13 protein-coding genes and 1 pseudogene are annotated in these 11,185 nt (G+C 41.9%); 11 read left to right on the forward strand and 3 right to left on the reverse strand.

The window, feature by feature from the left end; genetic code table 11:
- Window positions 1-4: 4 nt before the first annotated feature.
- Window positions 5-643: a PAQR family membrane homeostasis protein TrhA gene (gene trhA / locus ACKA06_RS09750; RefSeq protein ID WP_032087999.1), complete on the reverse strand. Its 639-nt coding sequence runs from the start codon at window positions 641-643 to the stop codon at window positions 5-7.
- Between the two features lie 183 nt (window positions 644-826).
- Between trhA and ACKA06_RS09755 the strand changes: the two genes are divergently transcribed.
- The 5 genes from ACKA06_RS09755 (at window position 827) to ACKA06_RS09775 (ending at window position 4,447) form a co-directional block, all read left to right on the forward strand.
- On the forward strand, window positions 827-1,480 hold the full coding sequence (locus tag ACKA06_RS09755; protein ID WP_032088000.1) for an SOS response-associated peptidase: 654 nt from the start codon (window positions 827-829) through the stop codon (window positions 1,478-1,480).
- 96 nt (window positions 1,481-1,576) lie between these two features.
- Window positions 1,577-1,828, forward strand: coding sequence for a DUF2535 family protein (locus ACKA06_RS09760; RefSeq protein ID WP_032088001.1), 252 nt, complete (start codon window positions 1,577-1,579; stop codon window positions 1,826-1,828).
- A 148-nt stretch (window positions 1,829-1,976) separates the two neighbouring features.
- The gene (locus ACKA06_RS09765) at window positions 1,977-2,819 is read left to right on the forward strand and encodes a DegV family protein (RefSeq protein WP_032088002.1); all 843 of its coding nucleotides are present in this window, start codon (window positions 1,977-1,979) and stop codon (window positions 2,817-2,819) included.
- Window positions 2,820-3,034: 215 nt separating this feature from the next.
- On the forward strand, window positions 3,035-3,829 hold the full coding sequence (locus ACKA06_RS09770) for an SGNH/GDSL hydrolase family protein (RefSeq protein ID WP_411159497.1): 795 nt from the start codon (window positions 3,035-3,037) through the stop codon (window positions 3,827-3,829).
- 30 nt (window positions 3,830-3,859) lie between these two features.
- A complete protein-coding gene (locus ACKA06_RS09775) occupies window positions 3,860-4,447 on the forward strand; it encodes a YpmS family protein (RefSeq protein WP_032088004.1) in 588 nt (195 codons plus the stop codon).
- A 30-nt stretch (window positions 4,448-4,477) separates the two neighbouring features.
- Here the strand turns inward: ACKA06_RS09775 and ACKA06_RS09780 are convergent, their stop codons facing one another.
- Window positions 4,478-5,221 carry a DUF4397 domain-containing protein gene (locus ACKA06_RS09780; protein ID WP_032088005.1) on the reverse strand — a complete coding sequence of 248 codons (744 nt, stop codon included), beginning with the start codon at window positions 5,219-5,221 and terminating at the stop codon, window positions 4,478-4,480.
- A 336-nt stretch (window positions 5,222-5,557) separates the two neighbouring features.
- Between ACKA06_RS09780 and rsgA the strand changes: the two genes are divergently transcribed.
- From rsgA to ACKA06_RS09810, 6 genes and pseudogenes are all read left to right on the forward strand, one after another.
- On the forward strand, window positions 5,558-6,598 hold the full coding sequence (gene rsgA / locus ACKA06_RS09785) for a ribosome small subunit-dependent GTPase A (RefSeq protein WP_058297589.1): 1,041 nt from the start codon (window positions 5,558-5,560) through the stop codon (window positions 6,596-6,598).
- 171 nt (window positions 6,599-6,769) lie between these two features.
- Window positions 6,770-7,255, forward strand: coding sequence for a peptide-methionine (S)-S-oxide reductase MsrA (gene msrA / locus ACKA06_RS09790; protein WP_231938005.1), 486 nt, complete (start codon window positions 6,770-6,772; stop codon window positions 7,253-7,255).
- Window positions 7,252-7,677: a peptide-methionine (R)-S-oxide reductase MsrB gene (msrB, locus tag ACKA06_RS09795; protein WP_197495112.1), complete on the forward strand. Its 426-nt coding sequence runs from the start codon at window positions 7,252-7,254 to the stop codon at window positions 7,675-7,677. Before msrA ends, msrB begins: the two co-directional genes overlap by 4 nt.
- Window positions 7,678-7,785: 108 nt before the next feature.
- Window positions 7,786-8,286 (forward strand): PTS sugar transporter subunit IIA, encoded by a 501-nt coding sequence (locus ACKA06_RS09800; protein ID WP_032088008.1) that lies wholly within the window; start codon window positions 7,786-7,788, stop codon window positions 8,284-8,286.
- 116 nt (window positions 8,287-8,402) lie between these two features.
- Window positions 8,403-8,594: pseudogene (locus tag ACKA06_RS09805) on the forward strand (transposase); the annotation flags it as partial.
- A gap of 440 nt (window positions 8,595-9,034) precedes the next feature.
- Window positions 9,035-9,187: a YjcZ family sporulation protein gene (locus tag ACKA06_RS09810; protein WP_064563943.1), complete on the forward strand. Its 153-nt coding sequence runs from the start codon at window positions 9,035-9,037 to the stop codon at window positions 9,185-9,187.
- Window positions 9,188-9,248: 61 nt separating this feature from the next.
- Here the strand turns inward: ACKA06_RS09810 and ACKA06_RS09815 are convergent, their stop codons facing one another.
- Window positions 9,249-11,048, reverse strand: coding sequence for a methyl-accepting chemotaxis protein (locus tag ACKA06_RS09815; protein ID WP_318293545.1), 1,800 nt, complete (start codon window positions 11,046-11,048; stop codon window positions 9,249-9,251).
- Window positions 11,049-11,185 lie beyond the last annotated feature (137 nt).

The following is an 11,185-nucleotide window of genomic DNA, read 5'->3' on the forward strand; positions in this document are numbered from 1 at the left end:
TGTTTTAAACATAAAGCAAAATACAGAAATACATACAGCCGCTTCCTGCAAGGACAAATAAATGCCAGATTGCATGGTTATAAGGAAGCTTATTCCATACATAGAAGATGGCACCGATCGAATACAGGATGCCCCCGGCTAACAGTAGGGAGAACCCAGCCCCGGAAAGACTGAAATAAAGCGGCTTTACGGCGATGATGACAAGCCATCCCATAACAAGATAGAAAAGGGTGGAGACCACCTGATACCGGTCGACGAAATAGCATTTGAATACCACTCCCGCCACGGCAAGCCCCCACACAATCCCGAAAAGGGTCCAGCCAAGAGCTCCCCTTACACTCACAAGCATGAACGGTGTATATGTCCCTGCAATTAAGATATAAATAGCAGAGTGATCAAGAACGGCGAACAGGTTCTTGGCCTTCGATGGTTTAAAGCTGTGAAGCAGGGTGGAAAATAAATAAAGAAGGATCATCGATGCCCCGAATATGGAAAAGCTGACTATATGCCATGGCGTACCTCTGTCTATGGATATGATGATCAGCATGACCAATGCCGGGATGCTCAATATAAATCCGATGCCATGGGTGATGGCATTGGCAAGTTCCTCTTTCCAATTTGAATAATCAAAGTCATATGTCAAAAGAAAACACCCTTTCCGACGAACAGTAATTGTTGTGTATTTATCGTAATCCTCTTTCCCGAAATCTGCAACCATTTTGCGGGAGATATTGTTTTTACGGGCGGTTTAGGTTACTCTCTTTTTAAGAAAAGAGAAGTTGAATTCGCTAAAAGGAGCAACAAATATTGCAGAGGTGACAAATCTATGTGTGGAAGGTTTTCTCTTACGACGCCGCTTGAAGAATTAGTAAACCAGTTTTTGATTGATGAATTCATCAAAGAAACTTCACCGAGATACAATGTGGCCCCGTCACAGAAAGTACTGTCGCTTATTTCAAAGAACGGTGTAAGAAAGGCAGGTGAAACGTTGTGGGGCCTTGTTCCGGGCTGGGCAAACACGAATAAATGGAAACCATTGATCAATGCGCGCAGTGAAACATTATTGGATAAACCAAGTTTTCGCTCATTGGTGCACAAAAGGAGAATGGTCATTTTTTCGGATGGGTTTTATGAATGGAAAAAAGGGGAAGGTGGCAAAATCCCTGTGCGTTTCCTTCTTAAGAGTGAGGAACCATTTGTTTTTGCCGGACTATGGGACAGGACAACTGATGGAAGGGTCACATCAACCATCCTTACGACAAAGGCAAATGAAGTGGTCAACCCCGTCCATGACAGGATGCCGGTCATACTGAAGAATAATGATGATATTGAAAAATGGCTGGATACAGACAAATATCGCTTTGAAGAAGCTTCACCCTTATTAAGGTCGTATCCCGGGGAAGAAATGAAGAGCTATGAGGTTTCGATGATTGTGAATTCGCCCAAAAACGATAGTAAAGAATGTATCACCCCTGCTTGAACACAATTTTTTTCAGTTTTGCAAAATTAGACATTATATGCGCTTCATCCTGAGGTATAATAAGAATACAAACGGGTATAAAAGAGGATTGATACTTTGCTGACAAAAACCATTGAGTTCAAATCAAAGTATGGAAGGAAAGTCAAAATCTTAGAAGTCCCTGTATTAAAGGAAGACAGCCCGCTCTCCTTCAGAGTAAATCTGAAATTAAATGCTTTCATAATGAAAATCTCCAAAGACGAAACGAACAGGTCGGCATTCAGTTTCAGGGAATATCTGAAGAAAACAATGAAATGGTCCGATTATGAACAAATTTACCACAATTCAGAACTGAAAAATAATGCATGACCACCTGCGCTGCATCCAGGAGAGTTTCCACTCTGGATCCAGCCTTTTTCTTTTCTGGAACGTTAACTTCATCAATTGATAAAATCTATTTAATTCCTGACTCGTAAACGTTATAATACAAGGGATATGGTAGAAGGATGTGGCTAAGTTGAACAAAATAAAAATCGTTACAGATTCAACAGGAGATTTAACAGAGAAAGAAATAAATGATTTGGACATTCATGTTGTTCCTCTATCCATCACCATCGATGGGGAAACATATTTAGATAGGGTTGAATTGACTCCTTCGAGCTTTTTGGAAAAGATGAGGAATTCAAAGGAACTCCCTAAAAGCTCGCAGCCCCCTGCCGGAGCTTTCCTTGAAAAATACGACGAATTAGGAAAAGATGGATCGATCATACTCTCGATTCATATGACCGGCAATATGAGTGGAACTGTAAGATCGGCAGAATCTGCTGCAGAAATGTCTTCTTCACAGGTGAAGGTAGTAGATTCACGATTCATTTCAAGGGGCCTTGCTTTTCAAGTAATCGAAGCTGCCAAGCTTGCAAAAGCGGGAAAATCGCTTGAAGAAATCCTGCGTTCGATCGAAGAAATCCGAAATAAAACCGATCTGTTTGTTGTCGTCGATACATTAGAAAACCTTGTAAAGGGCGGCAGGATCGGAAAGGGCCGGGCAATGATCGGCTCTTTGCTTAATATCAAACCGATCGCATCACTGGCAGGCGGGGAGTATACCCCGGTGGCAAAGGTCCGAAGTCATTCTCAGGTTGTAAAATACTTAACTTCCCAATTCGTTGATGACGTCAAGGGGAAAACAATCCGCGGTGTCGGCCTGGTCCATGCGGATGGAATGAAACTGGCTCAGAATATAAAAAATAAGATCAAAGAAAAGACCGGGTTTGATGAATTTGAGATAGGTGAAACGACTCCCGTCATCAGTACCCATACTGGAATCGGGGCTATTGGATTTATGTACTATACAGATTAAATCGCAAAACGGCGGAGGGTCCTTCGCCGTTTTTGACGTTACGGGAAAAATCCCGAATACCTTTGTGATTCAAATATACATTTAATAACATATACTAATTATATGAACATTCATCTTAGAAAGCAGTTTACAATTCGTTTATGTATTCTTAACAAAGGTTTTACTGATATACTGTCGTGATATAATAATATTAAAGTGTAGGCGAGGTGAAGCAGATGAAAAGGATAGCATTCTTCATGCTTGCTTTTGTTCTTCTATTATCGGGATGTTCCATGGAAGATGCAGCAGAACATGTAACAAGGGAAGTTTCGTTATGGGATAAAGAGACCCCAAACGAAGACTTCATACCGAAAAATTTAAAAATCGTCTCAATCGGGGATTCCCTCACTCAGGGAGTAGGCGACAGCACGAAAAGTGGAGGGTATGTACCTTATCTTGAGGATCACCTTGAGTCTATGGAAGGTATAAATAATGCACAGTTCCATAATTACGGGGTAAGGGGAAACCGCACGGATCAGCTGCTGAAACGGTTGAAAGAAGACAAAGTGAAAAAGTCGATCGAAGAATCTGATGTCGTCATGATCACCATTGGAGGAAACGATGTCATGAAGATTTTCAGGGAAAATCTTTCTCATTTGAGTCTGGAAGTTTTTCAAGAAGAAAAACGCTTGTATCAGGTAAGGCTTTCTGAAATCATGAAGACGATCAAAAGCTATAACCCGGATGCAGGGGTCGTGCTTGTCGGACTATATAATCCATTTAATACTTGGTTCTCTGAAATAGATGAAGTAAATCAAATCATTTCCAATTGGAACAGTGCAAGCGAACAGGTATTGAGCAGCTATGATAAAACGCTCTTTATAAAAATTGACGATTTGTTTATCGACAGCGGGGATACACTGCTCTATGAAGATTACTTCCATCCAAATGATGAAGGATATAAACTGATTGCGGACCGGATGTTTGAGACTCTTTCACAAGGGGAAACAATTGCAAGACTGACTGATTAACGATATATAGCCAGAAGAGGAGAAGCCGTTATGAAGAACAAATGGAAGGCAGGTTTTTTTGCCTTATTGGGAGCGTTGATTGCAGGAATCGTCATACTGTTAATCATGATTTTTGCTCCAGCCGAAAACGATGAATTACCCTTAAACAAAAATAATACTGACAAAGAAGTAGGGTTTGATGTCAGATCGAACAAGCACGACCTGAATCTCATCATCGAACACTATATTGAAGAAGAGGGCCTGAAAGGTCCGGTCGACTACGATGTGAAATTAAAAGATGATGTAGAATTGCACGGATCTGTGCCTGTTTTTACGTCAGACCTGGATTTCAAGCTTACCTTTGAACCCAAGGCACTGGAGAACGGGGATATCCTCCTTAAACAGAAATCAATTTCAGTTGGAGCCCTGAACTTGCCTGTATCGTATGTTTTGAAGGTCATCAGGGACTCATATAATTTTCCTGAATGGGTTAAGATCCAGCCGAGTGATGAGTTAATTTACGTGTCACTTCAGGATATGAAACTCAAAAGTGATATTAAAGTGCGTGCAAAGGAATTTGACCTGGAAAAAGACAACATCATGTTCAGATTGTTAGTGCCTGTAGATCAGGCTCAATAAAAAAAGGATGACCAAAACGGTCATCTTTTTTTATCCTTTTAATAATAGAGTTTCGAGTCCGGGTTCACCCTCTGCGAATCCTACGGCGACAATGGTATATGGCTGATTGGCTTTTAAACTTACGCCAGGTATATCCAGCACTGTATTTTTTGTACCAGCGATTCTTGCTTCAAGGTTAACCGTCATTGGAGTCAGATTTAAATATTCAGTTGCCTGTTTGAAAGAAATGTCCGGAAATACTGTGTCTCCCCCTTTTACACCTATATCGACCGCAGGGGCATCAGGTGAGAGATGAATGAATTTGATCTTGGTTTCCCCGTTCGGGACTGACGGATCGTCTATATACGGAAGAAGCTGCAGTTTTTTGGAAGTGCCGACAGCAGCAAGTGTATATACCTTGCCCGGCTCAATTTTAACTTTTTTGCTGATCAGCGTGTTGACGCCGGTGCCGGCTGGATAGATATCTATGTGGTATTTGCCTGCAGGCAGCGTAAGATAATCACTGATATCCTTGAATGCCACATCCCTTAAGACACGGTTGGCATTGATATATATATCTACACTTGGTGCATCGGGGACGGCGTGAAGTACTCTGACATAAGCTGGCTGGCTGGAAAGATTCATTTCTCTCTGCTGGGCTTGGAGGGCAAGATTCATATATTTTATATGCTTTTGATAATAATGGATATGCATGGAAGGATTACTGTATTTATAATATCCCGCCAGTAAATCGTATAAAGAAGCCTTATTTAGATAATCTTGTTGATTTCTCATCGCTTTCTCCCCTTTAATCTTTCTCAACACCTTAGAATATGCATATGAAGTAAAATGGTGAAAGTACCCATTTTTATATATTCTTCAGAAAAAATAAAAATTTCTCTTGAATCCTCAGAATCTTTAAGCGATAATATACTTAACTTACAGAAAGCGGGTGATGAGATATGAGCAGACAAATGATCAATCAAAAAGCATATCAGCATAAATATGTCTCTGCATGTCAGCATACCGCTTTAACCGGTGATTTAAATTAGTGGTCTTCTTATACCCTGATGAATGAATCCGTTGGCGTGCAGAGCGCTAATGGATTTTTTTATTTTGGGAGGACTATGGATGAAAACGATCAGAACACAATTATTCGAGAACAAACTGGAGTCGTTGGGGGAAGGACAGTTAAGCCTAACCAGGCTTGGAAGGGTAGTGACCGAACAAAAAGGCGCATACAGGGTCATGACTCAATCCGATGACTTGCTTTGTAAAATATCCGGGAAATTCCGTTTTGAAGCGGTCAGCAGGGAAGGCCTGCCTGCAGTCGGGGACTGGGTTTCACTTAATGAAGAAGGTAATATCATAGAAAGAGTATTTCCGAGAAACAGCAAATTCTCAAGGAAGAAAGCAGGGTTGGAAGCGGAGGAACAAATCATCGCTGCCAACATTGATACAATTTTCATCCTTTCTTCCCTAAATGATGATTTGAATATCGGAAGAATCGAACGTTATTTATTGCTCTGCTGGGAAAGCGGGGCGAATCCAGTGGTTGTATTGACGAAGGCTGATGCGTGTACAAATGCTGCCGAAAAGAGAAAAGCGGTGGAAGACAAATTATTTGGGGTGAAGGTCCTTACCATCAGCTCGATCACCAAAGAAGGAATCGAACAGTTGAACCCCTATTTAGAAATGGGTAAAACAGTGGCGTTAGTCGGTTCTTCAGGTGTAGGAAAGTCGACTTTGACAAATCTTCTCATTGAAGCAGATGTTCAGAAAACGAAAGAGGTCAGGGGCGGTGATGATAAGGGACGGCATACGACGACACATAGGGAATTATTCCTATTGGGAAATGGGGCCTCCCTTATCGATACACCAGGGATGAGAGAAATACAATTATGGCAGGGACAGGACGGATTGTCTGCTCAATTCGGTGACATCGAAGAGCTGGGGTTGTCATGCAGGTTCAATGACTGCTCCCATGACGGTGAACCGGGCTGCAGGATCAAGGAAGCAATCCTGGCAGGTGAACTTGATCATAACAGATTGAATCATTACCACAAGCTTCAGAGGGAGATTGCCTATACAGAAAGAAGAGGGAACAAGCGGCTGGAATCCCTGGAACGAAAAAAATGGAAAAACATCGGGAAACAGCGCAAGCTCAAATAACGTATATAAAAGATTGATTCTCTAGAGAGTCAATCTTTTTAATTTTTCACTTATATGAGTTAAAATTTCTTAAAAAGGGAAAAGTCTAATTATCACTATGAAAGGTTGATGAGGATGTCAAATGAGCAAAGGTTACAAAAGGCCGCGTTTGCCGGAGGATGTTTCTGGTGTATGGTGAAACCCTTCGATGAACAGCCGGGTATCGTGAGTGTCACCTCGGGGTATACCGGGGGCAGCACAAGGAACCCTACATATCAGGAGGTATGTTCCGAAACGACTGGACATTACGAAGCTGTACAAATCTTATTTGACCCTGAAGTGTTTCCTTATGAAAAATTACTTGATGTGTATTGGCAGCAGATCGATCCAACAGATCCAGGCGGCCAATTTTTCGACAGGGGCCATTCCTATAAGACAGCTATTTTTTATTATAATGATGAACAAAGGACGGCAGCTGAGAAATCAAAGCAGGAACTCGGGGTGTCAGGTAAATTTGACAAGCCCATCGCAACAGCCATCCTGCCCGCAAAGGAATTTTATCCTGCCGAGGAATATCATCAGGATTACTATAAGAAAAACCCAGGGCATTATGAACGGTACAGCCATGGTTCAGGAAGAAAGGCTTTTATAGAAGAACATTGGGGGGAGAAATCATGAAAGATAAAGAAGAACTCAAGAAAAAGCTATCACCAGTCCAGTACGAAGTGACACAGAATAATGGCACAGAACCGCCATTTAGAAATGAATACTGGAATGAGTTCAAAGAAGGAATCTATGTTGACGTCGTTTCAGGAGAAGCACTTTTCAGCTCAAAGGATAAATACGATGCAGGCTGCGGATGGCCAAGCTTCACAAAACCGATCGACCAATCGGAAATTGCAGAAAAAGAGGATCGGAGCCATTTCATGGTACGCACCGAAGTGAGGAGCAAATCAGCTGATTCCCATTTGGGGCATGTGTTTGATGATGGACCTGGTCCGACGAAACTGAGATATTGCATCAACTCGGCGGCTCTCCGCTTCATCCCATATGAAAAGCTGGAAGAAGAGGGATACGGTAAGTATAAGAAGTTATTTTAAGAAGCTGGTATTGTTGTGAGTACTTTCACATATGTGCTAAAATGAGATCTGCATGTTTATACAGTTATACATATGTGTAAATACTTAATATAGGAAGGTGAAAGTCTTATGCTAAAAAAACTATTTGGTAAAAAAGAGGAAGCACCTAAAACTGTCGTTGCATCAGCACCGCTGACAGGAACAGTCAAATCGCTTGATGAGGTTCCGGATCCGGTATTCTCCCAGAAGATGATGGGGGATGGAATCGCAATCGATCCATCAGAAGGCAAGGTCGTTTCCCCAGTGGACGGGGAAATCATGCAGCTCTTCCCTACTAAGCATGCTGTCGGAATCAAAGCAAAAAATGGAGCTGAACTGCTGATCCATATCGGACTAGAAACGGTTTCCATGAATGGTGAGGGCTTTGAGGCACATGTGTCGGAAGGATCAAAAGTGAATAAAGGGGATGCCCTTATTACATTTGATCTTGACTTGGTGAAAGAAAAAGCGAAGAGCACGATTACCCCTATCATCCTGACAAACGGAGACAACATGGGTGAGCTGGTTAAGAAAGAGGCTGTTTCTGTAACGGCAGGAAAAGAAGAAGTATTGGAAATAACTGCAGAGTAAGATACGTAAAAAGGTGTGTTCACACCGCTCCAGGGCGGAAGTGGACACACCTTTTTTTTATGGAAAAAAAACCTGGTCTAGGCATAGTCTCTAAAAAGCATCCATCATAATATTAAATAAATATTAGTTTAGTAAATACTACATGGAATTGTAAGTATCTCATCGTATATAGAAAAGGTGTAGAGATTATTTAGCGACCGCATGCAAGGACCATGTCCATACTGTTGGTTAGTATTCCACCTAAATTAAGTGTGTCTGCGTTTGTATGTTACTTAAAAGGAAAGAGTAGTTTAATGATATTTGATCGCCAAATAAAATTTGAAGTAACGAAATAGTAGGAGTTTTGAATAAACCCGGACCAACTTGACGCCGCTTTGGTGAATTCGGGATATTATTTGTTATTAGTAAATTTACTATTAAGCACTTTCCAGCGGTTGATTGGAGTGCAAGACGAAGACTCCTGCGGGAAGAGTAGCTAATTAGAAAAGCCCTGCAGCTGGACATGTGACACCCCGCAGGAACGAGGTGGCGAGGAGGCTCACGGGCTACCCGTGGAAAGCGAAGTCTTGCACGGAAATCATTAGCGGTATTTAAAGTCCACTCTAAAATGTTCGCTCTTTTAACCTTGACAAAAAAATTACCCCAGGCGGAGCGTTTTCTTTTTTGGGCAAAATGGGCAAATACACAAACAGTGGCCGGGCACTTGACATACATTGTCATTGTAAATAAAAAATGAGGAGAGATAGATATGTATAAAGGTGCTGTAGAACCTGCATATACACAATGCTACCCAGGTTATGGATATCCAGTTGGCGGAGTAGGCTGCGGAAATGGCTTTGCTTTGATTGTTGTATTGTTTATTTTGCTCATTATTATCGGAGCTGTATGTTACTGTAATTAAATTGGATGAAAAAAAGGTGCCGAAGCAGACTGCTCCGGCACCTTTTATTTATTCAGGAGAACTAAATTTTAAAGCTTGATACAAGTTCTTTTAGTTTTTCAGCCTGCTGTGATAATTCAGAGGCACTTGCAGTGACTTCCTGCATGGCAGCCGACCCCTGTTCGGATGCCGCTGCGGTTGACTCGGTGTTGGATGCGGTGGCAGCAGCAATTTCATTTACCTGTGCAAATGAATTCGCAACTTCCTGGCTCAGATTGAGTGTGGCTTGTATATGATCCACCATTTCATTCACAACGACAGTCGTTTTACTCGTCTGATTAAGGATATCCTCAAGGGAAGCATTTGTTTCATTTGTGATCTCCACCCCGGCGATGACTTCTTTCACTCCTTCTGAGTTTTGTTTAATGATTTCGTCTACTTCTTCTTGAATACTGTGTACGATTTCCGTCACGCCTTTTGCTGCCTTTTGTGATTGTTCGGCCAGCTTTCGTACTTCGTCGGCTACAACTGCAAATCCCCGTCCGTGTTCACCTGCACGGGCAGCCTCGATCGCTGCATTCAGGGCTAGGAGATTGGTTTGTTCTGCAATCTCAGTGATTGTGCCGATGATGGTGGTAATCTCAGAAGAACGCTTACCGAGAGCTTCAACTGTTTGACTTGTGTTGGCCATTGTTTCTTCGATATTCTGCATTTTAGTGGAAGAAGCCTGAACGGAGTTTCCTCCTTTTTCGGCTACATTCCTCATATCATTTGCAGTCTGTTTCACTAACTCGGCCTGATTGAACAGAAAACGCGCTGCTTCTTCGAGGCTGTTCATCTTTTCAGATGAGTTTGACATTTTCAAGGTTGTCTGATCGGTCCCTGCAGCAATCTCACTTGACGTTTCGGCAATGGACGCGATGGTCCTTGATGTTTCCTCGGCAGAAGCCAATAATTGCTGTGAACTTGCCGATACATTTTCAGCCATCTCTGATACTTGTCTGACCAGGACGGATATCCCTTCAATGAGCTGGTTTGTGTCTGAAGCGAGTCCGGCCAATTCATCCTTTGACTTGACCTTTATCCGTTTCGTCAAGTCTCCGCCGGCATTGGCGATTTCCAGAATGGAACGGCTGATCTTGTTAACATTGGTTTTAATATTCTTTGAAAGAACAAAACCAAAAAATGCAGCCAAAAGTACAGCGAACGCGGATAAACTGATGGTCGCAATCTTAGAAATCGTGACCTGCTGATTCAATGAATCTATCCTTTTCCCAAGATCTTTTTCCTGATCGACGACAATCATATCTACATAAGAACGGATTCCATCGAGGTATTTCTTTCCAGTCCCAGACTCCACCAGCGCTGCCGCTTTTTCAAGTCCGTCATCTTTCCTCGTGTCGATGACCCTGTCAACGAACTGAATCCAGTATTCATATTGTTTAGTGATTTTCTCCATCTTATCGAGTTGTTCCTCGTCGTCCTTCAGCAGGCTTGTCAGATCTTTGAAATGGTTTTCAACCTCTCTCTTCCCATTATCATATGGGGCCAAAAATCCGGTTGCTCCCGTGATGACAAATCCCTGTTCACCAATTTCAATGTCATTCAATACTTTCGATAAGTCCTTCACTTTCGTATCCACTTTCATGTCGTATTGTATCAGTGTGTTGATTTCACTCTCCAGCTTCATCATATTGTAATAAGAAGTTGAAGCAAGAATCAATAAGACGATGGTCAACAGACCAAATGAAAGCACCACTTTTCCGCGGATCGTGCGGAAATATGTAAGGAATCCCCGATCTTTCTTTTTCTTTTGCCCTGCCGCTTTCTTTTTCTTTGCTTTAGGCAATTTGGTTGGTTTTTTACCTTTTTTATTAAACACTGCATCCCCCTCCTGGACGTGTAAAAAGTAGCATCAAAGGATGAACTTACCATTATTCTACCCATAATATTCAGATTAATCTAGTCTATTTAGGTAACTTTATGTCGAATTTTAATTGTTAAACAGGGACTTTAGTA

Source organism: Rossellomorea oryzaecorticis (assembly GCF_045897515.1).
GTDB lineage: Bacteria > Bacillota > Bacilli > Bacillales > Bacillaceae_B > Rossellomorea > Rossellomorea enclensis.

Bases quoted from the DNA above. Each gene is read 5' to 3' on its own strand.
- ACKA06_RS09755 (WP_032088000.1), top strand. From the start codon at position 827: ATGTGTGGAAGGTTTTCTCTTACGACGCCGCTTGAAGAATTAGTAAAC.
- ACKA06_RS09770 (WP_411159497.1), top strand. From the start codon at position 3,035: ATGAAAAGGATAGCATTCTTCATGCTTGCTTTTGTTCTTCTATTATCG.
- ACKA06_RS09775 (WP_032088004.1), top strand. From the start codon at position 3,860: ATGAAGAACAAATGGAAGGCAGGTTTTTTTGCCTTATTGGGAGCGTTG.
- ACKA06_RS09780 (WP_032088005.1), bottom strand. From the start codon at position 5,221: ATGAGAAATCAACAAGATTATCTAAATAAGGCTTCTTTATACGATTTA.
- rsgA (WP_058297589.1), top strand. From the start codon at position 5,558: ATGAAAACGATCAGAACACAATTATTCGAGAACAAACTGGAGTCGTTG.
- msrA (WP_231938005.1), top strand. From the start codon at position 6,770: ATGGTGAAACCCTTCGATGAACAGCCGGGTATCGTGAGTGTCACCTCG.
- msrB (WP_197495112.1), top strand. From the start codon at position 7,252: ATGAAAGATAAAGAAGAACTCAAGAAAAAGCTATCACCAGTCCAGTAC.
- ACKA06_RS09800 (WP_032088008.1), top strand. From the start codon at position 7,786: ATGCTAAAAAAACTATTTGGTAAAAAAGAGGAAGCACCTAAAACTGTC.
- ACKA06_RS09810 (WP_064563943.1), top strand. From the start codon at position 9,035: ATGTATAAAGGTGCTGTAGAACCTGCATATACACAATGCTACCCAGGT.